Source organism: Pseudomonas sp. CFBP 13602 (assembly GCF_014842725.1).
GTDB classification, from domain to species: Bacteria; Pseudomonadota; Gammaproteobacteria; order Pseudomonadales; family Pseudomonadaceae; genus Aquipseudomonas; species Aquipseudomonas baltica.
Window position 1 is genome coordinate 115373 of sequence record NZ_JACYVT010000010.1, and the last position, 18487, is coordinate 133859.

The following is an 18487-nucleotide window of genomic DNA, read 5'->3' on the forward strand; positions in this document are numbered from 1 at the left end:
CCGTTGCGATCCTTGATGGGTGTGATTTGCCTGGAGCCCTTGCAGGCTGTGACTTTGGGAAATCTGGCAACCATCTTGCTAAGTAACCCTCATTGCTGAACCCCAAATCACTGCGGAGTTTCCATGAGCGAGTTGCGTTTCACCGTCGAACACGAATGGCTGCGCCTCGAAGCCGACGGTAGCGTCACGGTCGGTATCACCCCATTTGCCCAGAATGCTTTGGGCGACGTGGTTTTCGTGCAGTTGCCCGAACTGGCCCGCCATGCGCGCGATGCCGAGGTTTCGGTGCTGGAATCGGTGAAGGCCGCCAGCAGCATCAACATGCCCCTGGATGGCGAGATCGTCGAAGTCAACGCGGCACTCGATGCGGCTCCGGAACTGGTCAACCAGGACCCACTGGCCCAGGGCTGGTTCTTCCGGTTCATTCCCGACGACCTCGAACAGGTTCGCGCCTTGCTCGACCAGACCGCCTACGACAACCTGATCGCCGCCCAAGGCTGAGGACCCACCATGACTCGCGCCATTGCATTGCACACCGACAATGAATTCATCGCTCGCCACATCGGCCCAGGCCCGGCCGACGAGCAGGCCATGCTCGATTTTCTGGGTTTCGACAGCCTCGATGCCCTGAGCGCCAGCGTCATCCCCGAAAGCATCAAGGGCACCAGCGTGCTCGGTCTCTCTGCCGGGCAGAGCGAAGCCGATGCCCTTGCCGCGATCAAGGCCATCGCCCAGCAGAACCAACTGTTCAAGAACTACATCGGCCAGGGCTACTACAACACCCACACGCCGGCGCCGATCCTGCGCAACCTGTTGGAGAACCCCGCCTGGTACACGGCCTACACGCCGTATCAGCCGGAGATTTCCCAAGGCCGTCTGGAGGCGCTGCTCAACTTCCAGACCCTGATCAGCGACCTGACCGGACTGCCCATCGCCAATGCCTCGTTGCTCGATGAAGCGACCGCCGCCGCCGAGGCCATGACCTTCTGCAAACGGCTGAGCAAGAACAAGAACAGCCAGCGCTTCTTCGCCTCCAGCCATTGCCATCCACAGACCCTGGCCGTGCTGATCACCCGCGCCGAGCCGCTGGGTATCGACGTGGTCATCGGCGACGAGCATGAGCTCGCCGACACCGACGGCTTCTTCGGCGCTCTGCTGCAGTATCCCGCCAGCAACGGCGACATTTTCGACTACCGTGAACTGGTAGAGCGCTTTCATGCCGGCAATGCCCTGGTAGCCGTGGCGGCTGACCTGCTCGCCCTGACGCTGCTCAGCCCTCCGGGCGAATTCGGTGCCGACGTCGCCATCGGCAGCGCCCAGCGTTTTGGCGTGCCACTGGGTTTCGGTGGCCCACACGCGGCGTACTTTTCCACCCGTGACAGCTTCAAACGCGACATGCCTGGGCGTTTGGTCGGCGTGTCGGTGGATCGCCATGGCAAGAGCGCGCTGCGCCTGGCCATGCAGACCCGTGAACAGCACATCCGTCGCGAGAAGGCCACCAGCAACATCTGCACGGCCCAGGTGCTGCTGGCCAACATCGCCAGCATGTACGCGGTCTACCATGGCCCGGCCGGCCTGATCCAGATCGCACGACGCACCCACCAGCTCACCGCCATCCTGGCGCGTGGCCTGACCCAATTGGGCGTGCGCGTGGAGCAGCAACATTTCTTCGACACCCTGACCCTGGCCACCGGCAGCGCGACCGAGCGCCTGCACGAGCAGGCCCGGGCTGCAGGCATCAACCTGCGCGAAGTCGACGCGCAGCGCGTGGGCATCTCGCTGGACGAAACCACCCGCCAGGCCGACGTGGAAGCCTTGTGGCAGCTGTTCCACAACGCAAGCACGCAGGTGGTGTTCCAGACCCTGGCCAATGAGGTCGGCGATCAACTGCCCGAGCCGCTGCTGCGCCAGTCGGCGATCCTGCAGCATCCGGTGTTCAATCGCTATCACTCGGAAACCGAGCTGATGCGCTACCTGCGCCGCCTGGCCGACAAAGACCTGGCCCTGGATCGCACCATGATCCCACTGGGCTCCTGCACCATGAAGCTCAATGCCGCCAGCGAAATGATCCCGGTGACCTGGGCCGAGTTCGGCCAGTTGCACCCTTTCGCACCGGCCGCGCAGAGCCGGGGCTATCAGTTACTGACCGACGAGCTGGAGAGCATGCTGTGCGCTGCCACCGGCTACGACTCCGTTTCACTGCAGCCCAACGCCGGCTCCCAGGGTGAATACGCCGGCCTGCTGGCCATTCGTGCCTACCATCAGAGCCGTGGCGAAGCGCACCGCGACATCTGCCTGATTCCATCCTCGGCGCACGGCACCAATCCGGCGACCGCGCACATGGCCGGGATGCGCGTGGTGGTCACCGCCTGCGATGCACGCGGCAACGTCGACATCGAAGACCTGCGCGCCAAGGCCATCGAGCACGGTGACAAGCTCGCCGCACTGATGATCACCTACCCGTCCACCCACGGCGTGTTCGAGGAGGGCATCCGCGAGATCTGCGCGATCATTCATGACCACGGTGGCCAGGTGTACATCGATGGCGCCAACATGAACGCCATGGTCGGCCTGTGCGCTCCAGGCAAGTTCGGCGGCGACGTGTCCCACCTGAACCTGCACAAGACGTTCTGCATTCCCCATGGCGGTGGCGGCCCAGGTGTCGGGCCGATTGGCGTGAAAGCGCACCTCGCGCCGTTCCTGCCCGGCCATGCCGCGCTGGAGCGCAAACAGGGTGCGGTCTGCGCGGCGCCGTTCGGCAGCGCCAGCATCCTACCGATCACCTGGATGTACATTCGCATGATGGGCGGCGACGGTCTCAAGCGTGCGTCCCAGGTGGCCATCCTCAACGCCAACTACATTGCCCGGCGCCTGGAACAGCACTACCCGATCCTTTATGCCGGCAGCAACGGACTGGTGGCCCACGAGTGCATCCTCGACGTACGCCCGCTCAAGGACAGCAGCGGCATCAGCGTCGACGACGTCGCCAAGCGCCTGATCGACTTCGGCTTCCATGCCCCGACCATGTCGTTCCCGGTGGCAGGTACCTTGATGATCGAACCGACCGAAAGCGAGTCGCTGGAAGAACTCGATCGGTTCTGCAACGCCATGATCCAGATCCGCGAAGAGATTCGCGCCGTCGAGGAAGGCCGTCTGGATCGCGAAGACAACCCGCTGAAAAACGCGCCGCACACCGCCGCCGAACTGGTCGGTGAGTGGAGCCACGCCTACAGCCGCGAACAGGCTGTCTACCCGCTGCCGACGCTGCAGGAAAACAAGTACTGGCCACCTGTAGGTAGGGTCGACAACGTTTTCGGCGATCGCAACCTGGTGTGCGCCTGCCCTTCCATCGAAGCCTATCAGCAAGCGTGACGACTGCGGCGCGCGGCGTTGATCGCTGCGCGCCCTGCCTCGCAAGGAACAAACAATGTCCGATGCCACTTTGCAAAAAACACCCCTGCACGCGCTGCACCTGGAACTGGGCGCGCGCATGGTGCCGTTCGCCGGTTACGACATGCCGGTGCAGTATCCGCTGGGCGTGATGAAGGAGCACCGCCACACCCGTGCCCAGGCCGGGTTGTTCGACGTGTCGCACATGGGCCAGATTCGCCTGACCGGCGCCGATGCCGCCAAGGCACTGGAGACGCTGGTGCCGGTGGACATCATCGACCTGCCCGTGGGCATGCAGCGCTATGCCATGTTCACCAATGAACAAGGCGGCATTCTCGACGATCTGATGGTGGCGAACCTGGGCAACGACACCTTGCTGCTGGTGGTCAACGCCGCCTGCAAGGATCAGGACCTTGCCCATCTGCAACGCCATCTGCACGGTCACTGCGAAATCGAGGCGTTGTTCGACGCACGTGCGCTTTTGGCACTGCAGGGGCCAGCAGCGGTAACGGTGCTGGCACGCCTGGCGCCGGAAGTCGCAGACATGACCTTCATGCAGTTCGCCAACGTGAAGCTGCTGGGCGTTGAGTGCTACGTGACTCGCTCGGGCTACACCGGCGAAGACGGCTTCGAGATTTCCGTGCCCAGCGGCGAGGCAGAAGCGCTTGCGCGTGCCCTGCTGGCCGAGCCTGAAGTGGAACCGATCGGCCTGGGTGCACGCGATTCGCTGCGCCTGGAAGCGGGCCTGTGCCTGTATGGCCATGACATGGACAGCGAGACATCGCCGATTGCGGCCAGTTTGCTGTGGGCCATCTCCAAGGCGCGCCGTGCCGAGGGTGCGCGCGCCGGTGGCTTCCCAGGTGCTGACATCATCTTTGCCCAGCAAAGCGAAGGCGTTGCACGCAAGCGCGTCGGCCTGCTGCCGCAGGATCGCACTCCAGTGCGCGAAGGTGCGTCGATCATCAACGCTCAAGGAGTGGAAGTCGGCCGCGTGTGCAGCGGCGGGTTCGGCCCGACACTGGACGCGCCGGTTGCCATGGGCTACGTCGACGCCAGCGCCGCTGCCTTGGATAACGAACTGCAGGCCATCGTGCGTGGCAAGCCTGTGCCCTTGAAAGTTGCCAAGATGCCCTTCGTTGCTCAACGCTATTATCGTGGGTGAATGAAAGACCGGATATCCCTGCGAGTGCGCAAACAGTCGCTGCTGGTAGATAAAAACTATGACGCGTCTATAAAGCGTCATGGTTCCACCGCACTTCGGCCTATGATTGCCACCGCTTGAATCCATTGGCGTCAAGGGAATACAGCGTCGTGCACGATCGTGGAGCAACGCGGCGGATACGGCCTGAAATGCGGCAAAAAAAGCTCGAAATGCGCAGGTTGCGAGGGCTTGTTTTTCTCGCTGAAGTTAGCGTAAAGTTTCTCCACTGTGTTTGCATGGGTCGCTTGGATCGTGACCTGGGCAGTAGCTCTGATCATTGCTACAACCCGTTCGACGTCTCTTACTTTCCTGCAAATCAGCCCAGTGATCTTTCATGTGAAAGACGCTGTTAATAATTCTAGGTTTCAAGGAAATTAAGCTATGTCGAATCGTCAAAGCGGTACCGTCAAGTGGTTCAACGACGAAAAAGGTTTTGGTTTCATCACCCCTGAGAGCGGCCCGGACCTGTTCGTACACTTCCGCGCCATTCAGGGCAACGGCTTCAAAAGCCTGAAGGAAGGCCAGAAGGTCACCTTCGTTGCCGTGCAGGGCCAGAAAGGCCTGCAGGCTGACGAGGTTCAAGCCGAGGCTTGATTCGAGCGTCGCCGAAAAGCCCCAGCGCTGATAGCCTGGGGCTTTTTTGTGGCCGCTCGGCCGACGTGACCGGCCAATTCTGCCCAAGGATCTTCGATGGCGCCCATTGCAGCGCACAACCTGCAGCCGATACCGGCGAGCCTGGCTCGGCGCCTGGCCGCAGCGACCTACGACCTGATCCTGTGTCTGGCGCTGCTGATGGCTGCCGCCGCGCTGTACAAGCTGGCCCAGATGGGTTGGTACGGTGAGGCCCGTCTGCGCGTCCTTTCCGAGGCGGGTGCGCTGGATCGCGATCCATGGCTGTCGCTGCTGCTGACGAGCCTGTCGTTCGCCTTCTTCGCTCGTTTCTGGACCCATGGCGGACAGACCCTGGGTATGCAGGCCTGGGGCATTCGCGTGCAGAACGTCGACGGCAGCACCGTCAGCCTCGGCCAGGCGCTGCTGCGCTTCGTGCTGGCACTGCTGTCCTGGCTGTGCCTGGGGCTCGGTTGGTGGTGGATGCTGATGGAGCGCCGCCAGCGCACCTGGCACGACCTGGGTTCACGTAGCCAGGTCGTGCGGGTTACCAAAGAAAAAACCGGCCACTGAGGGCCGGTTCGAAGGTGATCGCCAGGCGCTAGCCGGCGCGTCGCAGCAGCCAGAGTCCCGCCACCGCGCAGATCGCCGCAGGCAACACCACCGCCAGTAGCGGCGGAAAGCCGAACACCAGGCTCGAAGGCCCGAGCAGGTCCTGGGCAATGCGGAACACGAAGCCCACCAGCACACCGGTGAACACGCGCTGGCCCAGGGTGACCGAGCGCAATGGACCGAAGATGAAGGAGATGGCCATCAACACCAATGCCGCCGTTACCAGCGGCTGCAGCACCTTGACCCAGAACGCCAGCCAGTACTGACCGTTGTTGAGGCCCTGGTCGGCCAGGTAGTGGATGTACCCCCACAGCCCGGAGATGGACAACGCTTCGGGTGCGACGATGACGGTGCTGAGCAACTGAGGTGTCAGGGAAACATCCCAGCGCTCCTCGGGAGCCTTGACCACTTCACTGCGATCGGCGTGAAACAGCGTGGTGGTGACCTCGCTCAACTGCCAGTGATCGCCGTCGTATTGCGCCTTGCGGGCAAAGCTGGCGCTGAGCATGTGGCGCTGGTCGTCGAAGCGATAGCGCGTCACCCCGTACAGCAGGCCGCGTGGCTGCACCGTGTTGATGTGGATGAACTCGTCACCCTGGCGGTGCCACATGCCGTGCTTGCCGCTTTGCGCATCGCCACTGCCCAGGGCCAGCGAGCGCTCGGCCTGGGCCTTGTTCTCTGCCGGCGGGGCGACGTATTCGCCCACCAGTACGCCGACCACCATCAGCACCAGCATTGGCTTCATCACGGCCCAGACGATGCGCCCCACCGAGACGCCCGCCGCACGCATGATGGTCAACTCGCTGCTGCTGGCCAGGCTGCCGAGGCCGATCAGGCAGCCGATCAGGGCCGCCATCGGCAGCATGTCGTAGACCCGCCGCGGCGCGGTCAGGGCAACGTACTTGCCGGCATCGAGCAAGGTGTAGCTGTCGCTGATGTCGCCCATTTCGTCGATGAAGGCGAACAGCGAAGCCAGCCCGAGAATGATGCCCAGCACCGCGAGGATGGCGACCGCCACGCTCTTGCCGATGTAGCGATCAAGCTTGACCATGGGTCACCCCCTTGGCGCGACGGCTGGCACGGGCCAGCTTCATCGGTTCCCAGTACATCAGCAGCAGGCCGATGGCCAGGAACAGCACGTGCACCCACCACATGCCCAGCGCTGCAGGCAGGCGGCCTTTTTCCATGGCGCTACGCGCGGCGATGAGCAGAGTCAGGTAGGCCATGTACAGGAGGATCGCCGGCAGCAGTTTGAGGAAGCGTCCCTGGCGCGGGTTGACCCGTGACAACGGGACCGCCATCAAGGTCACGATGAATACCAGCACCGGCAGTGACAGGCGCCACTGCAGCTCGGCGCGCGGCCGTGGATCGGTGCTGCCCCACAGCTCGCCGGTGGGGATGGCTTCGCGGTCGGTGATGTCGCTGCTCACGTCGGGCTTGGGCAGGAGCACGCCATAGGTGTCGTACTGGATGGCGCGGTAGTTGGCCTCGCCCGGATTGCCGTCGTAGCGGAAGCCGTTTTCCAGGATCAGGTAGCGGTTGCCGTCGGCGCGCACTTCCTGGCGGCCCTTTTCAGCCACCAGCACGGAGATCCCGCGGTCCTTGGACTTGTCCTGGGACATGCGCTTCTCGGAAATGAACACGCCGCTGAGATCGACGCGGTTTTCCGAGAGGCTCTGGGTGTAGGTGACCCGCGTGCCATCGCGCAACGCCTGGAAGCGACCGGGCACCAGGGTGTCGAATTCGGTCATGGCGTCCTGCTGGTTGATGATCGTGGCGACCTGGGCAACGCCCTGCGGAGCCAGGCTCAGGCTCAACCACGCCACCAGCAGGGCGACCAGCGTCGCCGGAGCCAGGGTGATGGCCAACAGGCGCTGCTGGCTCATGCCGGTGGCGGAAAGCACGGTCATCTCGCTTTCCAGGTACAGCCGCCCATACGCCAGCAGGATGCCCAGGAACAGGCCCAGCGGCAGGATCAGTTGCAGGAAGCCCGGCAGGCGGAAGCCCATGATCATGAACAGCACGCCGGGGTCCAGGATGCCGGACGCCGCCTGGGCCAGATACTTGATGAAGCGCCCGCTCATGATGATCACCAGGAGCACGGCACTCACGGCGCTCATTGTGATCATGACCTCACGGGACAGATAACGGAAAACGATCAAACCAGACACTCCAGGGTCGTCGCGCGCAGGCAGCCCGACAGGGGAACGTAGCAGCCAGGACAGGGGCCGGCCCGCGTGAGCGGGCCAGGTAAAAAGTCGCCGCATTATCCTGTGAAAGGCTGTGCCTGTCACTTAACAGCGGCATCGGGTGGACAATTACCGCCATGCAAAGGTTGCGAGCGGGCTGGGGCTGGGGTCAAACTGGCTGCTTTCGCGCGAACCGTCTTGCGCAAGCATCGACCTAGAATCAGGGGTTCTGGATATGGAATTGGTTGTAAAGAGCGTTGCTGCCGAATCAGTTAAAACCGCGACCCTGGTCGTCGCCATTGGCGAAGAACGCGCCCTGGGCGCCATTGCCAGCAAGATCGACGGCCTGAGCGGCGGCTTGATCAGCGCTGCACTCAAGCGCGGCGACATCGCCGGGCGTGCGGGCCAGACCCTGTTGCTGCCGGGCGTGCCAGCGCTCAAGGCCGAGCGCCTGCTGCTGGTGGGCAGCGGCAAGGACGACGAACTGGCCGACCGCCCGTGGCGCAAACTGGCCAGCGCTGCCTACGGCGTACTGAAGAACCTGGGCGGCAGCGATGCCGTGTTTGCCTTCGACGAACTGACCGTCAAGGGCCGCGATGCCTATGGCAGAACGCGCCTGTTGGCAGAAACCCTGCTCGATGGCGAGTACGTGTTCGATCGTTTCAAGAGCAAGAAGGCCGATCCGCGCGCGTTGCAGAAGATCACCCTGCTGACCCAGAAATCCAGCCAGGCCGACGTCGAACGCGCCGTTGCCCACGCCAAGGCGATTGCCAGTGGCATGAGCTTCACCAAGGACCTGGGCAACCTGCCGCCCAACCTGTGCCACCCCAGCTTCCTGGCCGAAGCCGCGAAGAGCCTGAGCAAGGCGCACAAGAACCTCAAGGTCGAGATTCTCGACGAGAAGAAGCTCAAGGAACTGGGCATGGGTGCGTTCCTGGCCGTAGCCCAGGGCAGTGCGCAGCCACCGCGGTTGATCGTGCTCAACTATCAAGGCGCGAAGAAATCCGAGCAGCCGTACGTGCTGGTCGGCAAGGGCATCACCTTCGACACCGGCGGCATCAGCATCAAGCCAGCCGCCGGCATGGACGAGATGAAGTACGACATGTGCGGTGCTGCCAGCGTGTTCGGCACCCTGCGCGCCGTGCTGGAGCTGGAGCTGCCGATCAACCTGGTGTGCCTGATGGCCTGCGCCGAGAACATGCCCAGTGATCGCGCGACGCGCCCTGGCGACATCGTCGAAACCATGAGCGGGCAGACCGTGGAGATTCTCAACACCGACGCCGAAGGCCGTCTGGTGCTGTGCGACGCGCTGACCTACGCAGAGCGCTTCAACCCGCGCGCGGTGATCGACATCGCGACCTTGACCGGTGCTTGCGTTGTGGCTCTGGGTGGCCATACCACGGGCCTGATGAGCAACAACGAGGCCTTGGTCGGCCAGCTGCTGGAAGCCGGCAAGCAGGCCGACGACCGCTGCTGGCAGCTGCCGCTGTTCGAGGAGTACCAGGAGCAACTGGACAGTCCGTTCGCCGACATCGCCAACATCGGCGGGCCGAAGGGCGGCGCCATCACCGCGGGCTGCTTCTTGTCCCGTTTCACCAAGGCCTACGAGTGGGCGCACCTGGACATTGCCGGCACGGCATGGGTCAGTGGCGGCAAGGACAAGGGCGCCACCGGTCGTCCGGTGCCTCTGCTCACCCAGTACCTGCTGGACCGCGCCGGGGTGTAATGCCTCAAGTCCGCGTCGGTCTTTTCGCGGGCAGAGCCCCGCTCCCACACAAGCATGCTTCCTGTGGGAGGGGGCTCTGCCCGCGAAGAGGGCGACTCGGTCTCAAGCACCAGGAACACACCATGCCCCAAGTCGACTTCTATGTTCTGCCCACTCCCCTGCCCGCCGCACGCCTGGATTTCGCCTGCAAGTTGGCTGAAAAAGCCTGGCGGTTGGGTCACCGGGTGTACGTTCATTGCACCGACGCTGCCCAGCGCGAGGCACTGGACGCACGTCTGTGGAGTTTCAAGGGTGAAAGCTTCGTGCCCCACAGCCTTGAAGAGGATGACCCTCACGCGCCCGTCACATTGGGCATCGCAGCCCAGGCGGCAGGCCATGACGATCTCCTGATCAATCTGGCCTTGAACGTTCCAGGCTTTGCCAGCCAGTTCGCGCGCGTTGCCGAAATTGTCGTCGAAGACCCTGCTATTCGTCAGGCCGCCCGGGAGAGTTTTCGTTTCTACCGTGAACAAGGCTATCCTCTGCAAGACCACCGCTTATCGCGACTTTGAGCCCAAGATGGACAACAACACCAAGCCTTTGCCCAAATCCGTACACCTGCTGGACGACCTCGAGTCGATCCGCAAGCTGCTCGGCGACGACACTCTGCAACCACCGTTGCTGACCGACGCCGTGGTTCGCAGCGAGCCCGAGGTGCCGTTGCTGTTCGAACTGCACGACGAACCCGTGGCCACTACACCGGCGGCCCTGCCGTCGGAACCGGCAGCGGCACCCAGCCCGGCGCAGAATCGCCAGGATACCTTGTTGCACCTGGACGCCGAACTGCGCGCCGCGGCCCAGTTGATCATGCAGGATGTGATCGACGACTTCGCGCCTCACATCGAAACCGAAATCAAGCGCCGCCTCGAAGCGCGCATGGAAAGGTTGCTCAACCAGGGCTGATACCCTCCCCCGCGCCTTCGTGGCCACGGACCGCTCGCCTACCACCGTAGGAGCGGTCATCGGCTGCGAAACAGGCGCTGCGGTGTGTCAGCCATACCGAATCGCGCCCATCGCGGCCACGGACCGCTCCTACGCAGCCCGCGTCCCTCCCATAGCCGCCATATCCCCGCTATACTTCCCGGCTTTCTTTGAATAAATGCCTTATAGGGTCCCGCCGCGCATGGATAAGACCTACCAGCCGCACGCTATCGAAACTTCCTGGTACCAGACCTGGGAGGCCGAGAACTATTTCGCCCCGCAAGGTGCCGGCGACTCCTACACCATCATGATTCCGCCGCCGAACGTGACTGGCAGCCTGCACATGGGCCACGGTTTCAACAACGCCATCATGGACGCGCTGATCCGTTTTCGTCGCATGCAGGGTCGCAACACCCTGTGGCAGCCTGGCACCGACCACGCCGGTATCGCCACGCAGATGCTGGTCGAGCGTCAGATCGAAGCCCAGGGGCTGAATCGCCATGATCTGGGCCGGGAAAAATTCCTGGAAAAGATCTGGGAATGGAAAGACCAGTCCGGTGGCAACATCAGCCGCCAGATTCGCCGCCTCGGCTCATCGGTCGATTGGAGCCGCGAACGCTTCACCATGGATGACGGCCTGTCCGAAGCGGTCAAGGAAGCGTTCGTGCGCCTGCACGAAGACGGCCTGATCTACCGCGGCAAGCGCCTGGTCAACTGGGACACCAAGCTGCACACGGCGATCTCCGACCTGGAAGTGGAAAACCACGACGAAAAGGGTTTCCTCTGGAACCTCAAGTACCCGCTGGCAGACGGCGCGAAAACCGCCGAAGGCAACGACTTCCTGATCGTTGCCACCACGCGCCCGGAAACCATGCTCGGTGACGCCGCCGTCGCGGTGAACCCGAACGACGAGCGCTACCAGGCCTTGATCGGCAAATTCGTCGAACTGCCACTGGTAGGCCGCCGGATTCCGATCATCGCCGACGACTATTGCGACCCTGAGTTCGGTACCGGTTGCGTGAAAATCACCCCGGCCCACGATTTCAACGACTACGAAGTCGGCAAGCGCCACAATCTGCCGCTGCTCAACATCTTCGACAAGAATGCCCAGGTGCTGGCCAGTGCCCAGGTGTTCAACCTTGACGGGACCCTGAACGACAGCGTGGACGGCACCTTGCCCGGCGAATACGCCGGCCTGGACCGCTTTGAGGCACGCAAGCAGATCGTCGCCGCGTTCGACGCCGCCGGCCTGCTGGTCAGCGTCGACGACCATGCCTTGAAAGTGCCGAAGGGCGATCGCTCCGGTACGGTCATCGAGCCTTGGCTGACGGACCAGTGGTACGTGTCCACCAAACCTTTGGCGGAGCCAGCCATCGCTGCCGTCGAAGACGGACGCATCCAGTTCGTACCCAAGCAGTACGAAAACATGTACTTCTCCTGGATGCGTGACATCCAGGACTGGTGCATCAGCCGGCAGCTCTGGTGGGGCCATCGCATTCCAGCCTGGTACGACGAGTCCGGCAAGGTCTATGTCGGCCGCAGCGAAGAGGAAGTGCGCAGCAAGCACAGCTTGGGCGCCGACGTGACGCTCAACCAGGACAACGACGTACTGGATACCTGGTTCAGCTCGGGCCTGTGGACCTTCTCCACCCTGGGCTGGCCGGAACAGACCGAATTTCTGAAGAAATTCCACAGCACCGACGTGCTGGTCACCGGTTTCGACATCATCTTCTTCTGGGTTGCCCGGATGATCATGTTGACCATGCACCTGGTCAAGGACGAGAACGGTACGCCGCAGGTGCCGTTCAAGACCGTCTACGTACATGGCCTGGTGCGTGACGGCCAAGGCCAGAAGATGTCCAAGTCCAAGGGCAACGTGCTTGACCCGCTGGACATCATCGACGGTATCGAGCTCGAAGCCCTGGTGGAAAAACGCACCAGCGGCCTGATGCAGCCCAAACTGGCGAAGAAGATCGAAAAGCAGACCCGCGACGAGTTCGAAGGCGGCATTGCCAGCTACGGCACCGACGCCTTGCGCTTCACCTTCTGTTCGCTGGCGTCCACCGGTCGTGACATCAAGTTCGACATGGGCCGCGTCGAAGGCTATCGCAACTTCTGCAACAAGATCTGGAACGCGGCGCGCTACGTGCTCGACAAGGGCGAGGATTGCGGCCAGAACGGCGAAGCCTACGAGCTGTCGCTGGCCGATCGCTGGATCATCTCGCAACTGCAGCGCACCGAAGCCGAAGTGACCCGCCACCTCGACCAGTTCCGTTTCGACCTGGCTGCCCAGGCGCTCTACGAGTTCATCTGGAACCAGTATTGCGACTGGTACCTGGAGCTGTCCAAGCCTGTGCTGTGGGACGAAAACGCTCCGATCGAGCGTCAGCGCGGTACTCGCCGCACCTTGGTGCGCGTGCTTGAAGTGGCCCTGCGCCTGGCGCATCCGTTCATGCCGTTCATCACCGAAGAAATCTGGCAGCGCCTGGCGCCGCTCGCCGGTGTGCAGGGCAAGACGATCATGCTGCAGCCTTGGCCGGTGGCCAACGAAAGCCGCATCGATACGGCGGCCGAAGACGACATCGAGTGGCTCAAGGGCCTGATGCTGGGCGTGCGCAACATTCGTGGAGAGATGAACATCGGTCCAGGCAAGCCGCTGGCCCTGTTCCTCAAGAACACCGGCAGCCAGGACCAGCGTCGCCTGCAGGAGAACGATGCCTTGCTGCGCAAGCTTGCCAAGCTGGAATCCATCACCGTGCTTGCCGATGGCCAGGAGGCGCCTCTGAGTGCCACCGCGCTGGTCGGCGAGATGGAAGTGCTGGTGCCCATGGCAGGCCTGATCGACAAGGACGCCGAACTGGCGCGTCTGGACAAGGAGATCCAGCGTCTGAATGGTGAAGTGGCACGCGTGGGCGGCAAGTTGTCCAATGCGGCCTTCGTCGACAAGGCGCCTCCCGCCGTCATCGACAAAGAGCGCGCCAAACTGGCCGAAGCCGAACAGGCATTGACCAAGCTGGCCGAACAGCACGCGCGGATCGCCAGCCTGTAATTCGTCTTGCGGGCCTCATCGCGGGCGCTGCTCGCCCCCACAGAGATCTATGCAACCCAGTAGATCCCTGTGGGAGCGGGCTCTGCCCGCGAAGAGGCCGGCAGCCTCACCGGTAACCTCCCCATGTCCACCCCGCAAAAACCCACCCTGCACCCGCGCAATCGCCACCAGGGCCGCTACGATTTCCCGCAACTGATCAAGGCCCACCCGGACCTCGCCCGGTTCGTCATTCTCAACCCGTATGGCAAGCAAAGCATCGACTTCGCCGACCCGGCAGCGGTGAAGGTATTCAATCGGGCCCTGCTCGGAGCGTTGTACGGCATTCGGCACTGGGATATTCCGGCGGGTTACCTCTGCCCGCCCATCCCCGGGCGCGCCGATTATCTGCATTGCCTGGCGGACCTGCTGGCCGAAAGCAACGGAGCAGAGATTCCCAGAGGCACTGCGGTCAAGGCACTGGATGTAGGTGTGGGCGCCAACTGCATCTATCCATTGCTGGGGCACAGTGACTATCGCTGGCAGTTCGTGGGGTCCGACATAGACCCGGTGGCGTTGGCTTCGGCCAATACCATCGTCCAGGCGAACAAGCTGGGCAAGGCCATCACTCTGCGCCTGCAGGGCCAGCCACGGCAGATTCTGCAGGGACTGATAGGCGCCGAGGAACGGTTCGCCGTGACCCTGTGCAACCCACCGTTCCATGCTTCGCTGGAGGATGCCACGCGTGGTAGCCAGCGCAAGTGGCGTGCACTGGGCAAGGCCGATCCCAAGCGCAAGCTGCCGGTGCTGAACTTCGGTGGGCAGAACAACGAGCTGTGGTGTGAAGGAGGCGAGATTCGCTTCGTGACCCAGTTGATCAACGAAAGCGTGGCGCTGGGCAAGCAGGTGTTGTGGTTTTCTACGCTGGTGTCCAAGGCTTCCAACCTTGCGGCCATCCAGGCGACCCTGAGCAAGGTCCAGGCGGTGCAGGTACGCGTGGTGGAAATGGGTCAGGGCCAGAAGCAAAGCCGTTTCGTCGCCTGGACCTTCCTGCCCGAACAGGCGCGTAACAGCTGGTTTACCTCACTACAGACATCGTAGGAGCGGCCATCGGCCGCGAAACAGGCGCTGCGGTGTATCAGGCGTACCGCGGCGCGCCCTTCGCGGGCAGAGCCCGCTCCCACAGGGTCGGATACATTTCGCCGGCACAAAAAAACCGCGCCCGGGTTGACCCGCGGCACGGTTCGTCGAGCCGTTACAATTACTTGTTGACGGAATCGGTCAGCACTTTGGCTGGGACGAACTTGACGACTTTCTTGGCAGCGATTTCGATGGCAGCGCCGGTCGAAGGGTTACGGCCGGTACGGGCAGGACGCTCGGTGATCTTCAGCTTGCCGATACCAGGCAAGGTGATCTCGTTGCCATTTTCCAATTGATCGGCAACGATCTGGCCCAGCTGCTCGATAGCGTTGCGCGCGGTGGTTTTCGGCGCGTCGATAGCTTCAGCGATATCGGCGATCAGTTGGTCTTTGGTTAATGCCATGGTGGTGTACCTTCCCTATCAAATTCAATTGGATTGCAAAGTGCAGCGTAAGTCGGAGCCGGGCGTGCGACGTCCGCCGGGGCTCACGTTTCGGTCATGCCAATCGCCATTGTAGATACCCAGAATGGCGTTTGGTTCGACTCGAAAGCCGCTCTCTGCGGGGCTTCACGGCCTTGTGGGCCGCAAGACCGGGCAAAACTAGCACAGAGCCAGACAAATATCCGCCACAAGCGGTCCTTTTATTCAGCTTTATCATGGGTTTGGCCGAAAAGTAGACGATTTCGTCGTTTCAGCGCACGCGCCCGTCACCAGCAAGCCGTAAAACCCCTATCTACGTTACACTTCGCCCCTTTGCCGCACGGCCCGCCACGTCCACCGTGCCCGTCAAACAGACCAGCCGAGAAGCCCATGCCGATCCGTCACTGCATCGTCCATTTGATCGACAAGAAACCCGACGGCACACCCGCCGTGCTTCACGCGCGCGACAGCGAGCTGGCCGAGTCCAGCGCCATCGAACATCTGCTTGCCGACCTCAATGAAAGCTACAACGCCAAGCAGGGCAAGGCCTGGGGCTTCTTCCATGCCGAGTCCGGCGCGCACCCTTTCAGCGGCTGGCTCAAGGACTACCTGGACGAGGGTCGCGACTTCACCCAGTTCAGCCGCACGGCCGTCGAGCACCTGCAGAAACTGATGGAAGAATCGAATCTGTCCACAGGCGGGCATGTGCTGTTCGCGCACTACCAGCAGGGCATGACCGATTACCTGGCCATTGCGCTGCTGCACCACAGCGAGGGCGTGGCGGTGACCTCCGAGCTCGACGTCACACCGTCGCGGCACCTGGACCTGGGGCAGTTGCACCTGGCGGCCCGCATCAACCTGTCGGAGTGGCAGAACAACAATCAGTCCAAGCAGTACATCTCGTTCATCAAAGGCAAGAACGGCAAGAAGGTCTCGGAGTATTTCCGCGACTTCATCGGCTGCCAGGAGGGCGTCGACGGTCCGGGAGAAACGCGGACACTGCTCAAGGCCTTCAGCGACTTCGTCGAAAGCGAAGACCTGCCCGAAGAGTCCGCACGGGAGAAAACCCAGACCTTGGTGGACTACGCCACCAGTCAGAGCAAGATGGGCGAGCCGGTGACGTTGAAGGAGTTGTCGGGGCTGATAGATGAAGACCGCCCCCAGGCCTTCTATGACCATATCCGCAACAAGGATTACGGCTTGTCGCCCGAGATCCCGGCGGACAAGCGCACCCTCAACCAGTTTCGCCGCTTCACCGGGCGTGCCGAGGGGCTGTCGATCAGTTTCGAAGCCCACTTGCTGGGTTCCAAGATCGACTACGATGAAGAGGCTGGCACCTTGATCATCAAGGGCCTGCCGTCCCAACTGACCGACCAGCTCAAACGCCGCAAGGATTGAGCTGAGCCTGCGGAGGTTCGCCTGCACCCCGTAGGAGCGGTCACCGGCCGCGAAGCGGGCGCCGCGGTGTGTCAATCAGACCGCAGCGCGCCCTTCGCGGGCAGAGGGCTCAGCCGCCCGCCCCGCTCCCACACCAGGCCCTTGCACATCGCGGACATCCCGTAGGAGCGGTCACCGGCCGCGAAGCAGGCGCCGCGGTGTAACGCGCTGAACGTAAGGCCGTTACTGCTTCGCGAGGGCAAAACCGACGCGTGGGAAATGCACATGCACCATCCCGGCGCGCTCGTCTTCGCGCCTTATGATCAATTCCTCGGCACCGGCAAACAACAACTCTCCACACACCGGGTCGACGCCGTAGTCCACTGCCGCCACGCTCACCTGATCGCCGACCTTGAAGCCATTGGGGTCTTCGAACGTTTCCGTAGGCAAGGCTGCCGGAGTAGCCGCCTTGGCTATCGCCAGTGCCTCATCGGCACTCAGGTCGCTGTAGGTACCATGGCCAAAGCCCAGCACGCGCCCCAGCCAGGCATGAATGGCGGGATAGATATCCACCAGCGGTGCAGTGACCGGCGTGCCCTTGAGAAACCACAACAGATGGGCCAGGGAGAAATCTGCCAAAGTAGGTTCGCCAAACAGGTAATCGCCTTCTGCGTCCTGCAGCTGCTGTTCCAGGCGCGTCATGAACGTCGGCCACTGATGCTTGGCCTGCTCGACCGACAAACGAGTGGCCGTACCACCCTGGAACAGCGCCATGCGATCGGCGATGAACGCCTTGGCAGCGTCTTCCGGCAGGCGCGCCAGACGGGCACTGATGGACTCGGGTTGAAATACCAGGCTGACCGCATGCTGGAACAGCACAGAATCGGCCCAGGCGGCGAAGGTGGCGACAGTCAGTTCCTGGCCTTGGGGCAACAGCGACGGGAAGGCTTTTTCCTGGTCCAGACGGCGAGCGATCAGGGCCGTGTCGCAATACACATCGGCGCCCACCTGCAACACCGGGGTCTTGCGGTAGCCACCGGTCAACGCCGTCAGATCGGGTTTGGGCATGATCGGCGAGATCAGTACCGAGCGCCATGCGAGCCCTTTGAAGCCGAGCATCAGGCGGGCCTTTTCGGCGAACGGCGAGGTCGGATAGTGATGCAGGATCAAGTCGGACATATCGGCTCCAGCAGGGTGGGAAAGCTCACAGCTTACTCGCCCGCGCGCAGAGCACATACCCCTGTAGCAGCGGCGCAAGCCGCGTCGGCGGTGTATGCGCTGTGCCTGAATGAACACGATACGGCCGGACGCGGCTCGCGCCGCTGCTACAGGGATTGCGTGCTCTGTAGCAGCGGCGCAAGCCGCGTCGGCGGTGTATGCGCGGTGCCTGAATGAACGCGCTGCCACCGGACGCGGCTCGCGCCGCTGCTACAGGGATTGCGTGCTCTGTAGCAGCGGCGCAAGCCGCGTCGGCGGTGTATGCGCTGTGCCTGCATGAACGCGGTGCCACCGGACGCGGCTCGCGCCGCTGCTACAGGGGGCGGAAAGACGCTACCAGATGCTCCTTGGCAACTTTGCGCAGGCGCTTGATCAGCCGCTCGTGGCGCAGCGCTTCACCTTTGCTGGGCCAGGTTTCGTAGTACACCAATGCCACTGCCGGGCTTGAGAGAAAAAAACGCGCGCCCTTGCCACTCTGGTGCTTGGCGAAACGGCGCTGCGGGTCGTCGCTGATGCCGCAGTAGAGCGAGCCATTCGCCGCGCGGACCAGGTAGACATACCAGGGCTTGGGTGGCGTGATGTCGGTCATTGATTCAGCAACGCCTGTAGGCAAACCCGC

At 62.8% G+C, this 18487-nt stretch carries 16 protein-coding genes; 11 read left to right on the plus strand and 5 right to left on the minus strand.

Going from position 1 to position 18487, the window contains the following annotated elements; all coding sequences use genetic code 11:
• Positions 1-123: 123 nt before the first annotated feature.
• The 5 genes from gcvH (at position 124) to IFU31_RS19835 (ending at position 5773) form a co-directional block, all read left to right on the plus strand.
• The gene (gcvH, locus tag IFU31_RS19815) at positions 124-501 is read left to right on the plus strand and encodes a glycine cleavage system protein GcvH (RefSeq protein WP_122479614.1); all 378 of its coding nucleotides are present in this window, start codon (positions 124-126) and stop codon (positions 499-501) included.
• 9 nt (positions 502-510) lie between these two features.
• The gene (gcvP, locus tag IFU31_RS19820; RefSeq protein WP_192104302.1) at positions 511-3372 is read left to right on the plus strand and encodes an aminomethyl-transferring glycine dehydrogenase; all 2862 of its coding nucleotides are present in this window, start codon (positions 511-513) and stop codon (positions 3370-3372) included.
• A gap of 55 nt (positions 3373-3427) precedes the next feature.
• Positions 3428-4552: a glycine cleavage system aminomethyltransferase GcvT gene (gene gcvT / locus IFU31_RS19825; RefSeq protein ID WP_192104305.1), complete on the plus strand. Its 1125-nt coding sequence runs from the start codon at positions 3428-3430 to the stop codon at positions 4550-4552.
• A 420-nt stretch (positions 4553-4972) separates the two neighbouring features.
• Entirely contained in the window at positions 4973-5185 is a 213-nt protein-coding gene (locus tag IFU31_RS19830) for a cold-shock protein (RefSeq protein ID WP_122479618.1), read from the plus strand.
• A gap of 96 nt (positions 5186-5281) precedes the next feature.
• On the plus strand, positions 5282-5773 hold the full coding sequence (locus IFU31_RS19835) for an RDD family protein (protein ID WP_192053500.1): 492 nt from the start codon (positions 5282-5284) through the stop codon (positions 5771-5773).
• A 28-nt stretch (positions 5774-5801) separates the two neighbouring features.
• Here IFU31_RS19835 and lptG read toward each other — a convergent pair whose 3' ends face one another.
• Both lptG and lptF read right to left on the minus strand, forming a co-directional pair.
• Positions 5802-6863 carry an LPS export ABC transporter permease LptG gene (lptG, locus tag IFU31_RS19840; protein ID WP_192104307.1) on the minus strand — a complete coding sequence of 354 codons (1062 nt, stop codon included), beginning with the start codon at positions 6861-6863 and terminating at the stop codon, positions 5802-5804.
• Complete coding sequence (gene lptF, locus IFU31_RS19845) at positions 6850-7974, minus strand: LPS export ABC transporter permease LptF (protein ID WP_192104309.1); 1125 nt, start codon at positions 7972-7974, stop codon at positions 6850-6852. The genes lptG and lptF overlap by 14 nt, the downstream gene beginning before the upstream one ends.
• A 262-nt stretch (positions 7975-8236) precedes the next feature.
• Here lptF and IFU31_RS19850 point away from each other — a divergent pair, with 262 nt between their 5' ends.
• The 5 genes from IFU31_RS19850 (at position 8237) to rlmF (ending at position 14813) form a co-directional block, all read left to right on the plus strand.
• A complete protein-coding gene (locus IFU31_RS19850) occupies positions 8237-9727 on the plus strand; it encodes a leucyl aminopeptidase (protein ID WP_192104311.1) in 1491 nt (496 codons plus the stop codon).
• Between the two features lie 122 nt (positions 9728-9849).
• Positions 9850-10278 carry a DNA polymerase III subunit chi gene (locus IFU31_RS19855; RefSeq protein WP_192104313.1) on the plus strand — a complete coding sequence of 143 codons (429 nt, stop codon included), beginning with the start codon at positions 9850-9852 and terminating at the stop codon, positions 10276-10278.
• Between the two features lie 7 nt (positions 10279-10285).
• A complete protein-coding gene (locus IFU31_RS19860) occupies positions 10286-10669 on the plus strand; it encodes a DNA polymerase III subunit chi (RefSeq protein ID WP_192104315.1) in 384 nt (127 codons plus the stop codon).
• A gap of 220 nt (positions 10670-10889) precedes the next feature.
• On the plus strand, positions 10890-13736 hold the full coding sequence (locus IFU31_RS19865; protein ID WP_192104320.1) for a valine--tRNA ligase: 2847 nt from the start codon (positions 10890-10892) through the stop codon (positions 13734-13736).
• 123 nt (positions 13737-13859) lie between these two features.
• Entirely contained in the window at positions 13860-14813 is a 954-nt protein-coding gene (rlmF, locus tag IFU31_RS19870; RefSeq protein ID WP_192104322.1) for a 23S rRNA (adenine(1618)-N(6))-methyltransferase RlmF, read from the plus strand.
• Positions 14814-14973: 160 nt separating this feature from the next.
• Here rlmF and IFU31_RS19875 read toward each other — a convergent pair whose 3' ends face one another.
• Positions 14974-15255: an HU family DNA-binding protein gene (locus IFU31_RS19875; RefSeq protein WP_122479627.1), complete on the minus strand. Its 282-nt coding sequence runs from the start codon at positions 15253-15255 to the stop codon at positions 14974-14976.
• 408 nt (positions 15256-15663) lie between these two features.
• Here IFU31_RS19875 and yejK point away from each other — a divergent pair, with 408 nt between their 5' ends.
• Positions 15664-16671 carry a nucleoid-associated protein YejK gene (yejK, locus tag IFU31_RS19880; RefSeq protein WP_192104324.1) on the plus strand — a complete coding sequence of 336 codons (1008 nt, stop codon included), beginning with the start codon at positions 15664-15666 and terminating at the stop codon, positions 16669-16671.
• Positions 16672-16893: 222 nt separating this feature from the next.
• On the opposite strand, the gene IFU31_RS19885 is transcribed toward yejK, so the two are convergent.
• Together IFU31_RS19885 and IFU31_RS19890 are read right to left on the minus strand one after the other, a co-directional pair.
• Positions 16894-17829 (minus strand): glutathione S-transferase family protein, encoded by a 936-nt coding sequence (locus IFU31_RS19885; RefSeq protein ID WP_192104326.1) that lies wholly within the window; start codon positions 17827-17829, stop codon positions 16894-16896.
• Positions 17830-18181: 352 nt separating this feature from the next.
• A complete protein-coding gene (locus tag IFU31_RS19890) occupies positions 18182-18457 on the minus strand; it encodes a GIY-YIG nuclease family protein (protein ID WP_192053484.1) in 276 nt (91 codons plus the stop codon).
• Between the last annotated feature and the right edge of the window lie 30 nt (positions 18458-18487).

Bases quoted from the DNA above. Each gene is read 5' to 3' on its own strand.
- IFU31_RS19830 (WP_122479618.1), top strand. From the start codon at position 4,973: ATGTCGAATCGTCAAAGCGGTACCGTCAAGTGGTTCAACGACGAAAAA.
- gcvT (WP_192104305.1), top strand. From the start codon at position 3,428: ATGTCCGATGCCACTTTGCAAAAAACACCCCTGCACGCGCTGCACCTG.
- IFU31_RS19860 (WP_192104315.1), top strand. From the start codon at position 10,286: ATGGACAACAACACCAAGCCTTTGCCCAAATCCGTACACCTGCTGGAC.
- gcvP (WP_192104302.1), top strand. From the start codon at position 511: ATGACTCGCGCCATTGCATTGCACACCGACAATGAATTCATCGCTCGC.
- IFU31_RS19885 (WP_192104326.1), bottom strand. From the start codon at position 17,829: ATGTCCGACTTGATCCTGCATCACTATCCGACCTCGCCGTTCGCCGAA.
- yejK (WP_192104324.1), top strand. From the start codon at position 15,664: ATGCCGATCCGTCACTGCATCGTCCATTTGATCGACAAGAAACCCGAC.
- IFU31_RS19890 (WP_192053484.1), bottom strand. From the start codon at position 18,457: ATGACCGACATCACGCCACCCAAGCCCTGGTATGTCTACCTGGTCCGC.
- rlmF (WP_192104322.1), top strand. From the start codon at position 13,860: ATGTCCACCCCGCAAAAACCCACCCTGCACCCGCGCAATCGCCACCAG.
- IFU31_RS19875 (WP_122479627.1), bottom strand. From the start codon at position 15,255: ATGGCATTAACCAAAGACCAACTGATCGCCGATATCGCTGAAGCTATC.
- IFU31_RS19850 (WP_192104311.1), top strand. From the start codon at position 8,237: ATGGAATTGGTTGTAAAGAGCGTTGCTGCCGAATCAGTTAAAACCGCG.
- IFU31_RS19855 (WP_192104313.1), top strand. From the start codon at position 9,850: ATGCCCCAAGTCGACTTCTATGTTCTGCCCACTCCCCTGCCCGCCGCA.
- IFU31_RS19835 (WP_192053500.1), top strand. From the start codon at position 5,282: ATGGCGCCCATTGCAGCGCACAACCTGCAGCCGATACCGGCGAGCCTG.
- IFU31_RS19865 (WP_192104320.1), top strand. From the start codon at position 10,890: ATGGATAAGACCTACCAGCCGCACGCTATCGAAACTTCCTGGTACCAG.
- lptG (WP_192104307.1), bottom strand. From the start codon at position 6,863: ATGGTCAAGCTTGATCGCTACATCGGCAAGAGCGTGGCGGTCGCCATC.
- gcvH (WP_122479614.1), top strand. From the start codon at position 124: ATGAGCGAGTTGCGTTTCACCGTCGAACACGAATGGCTGCGCCTCGAA.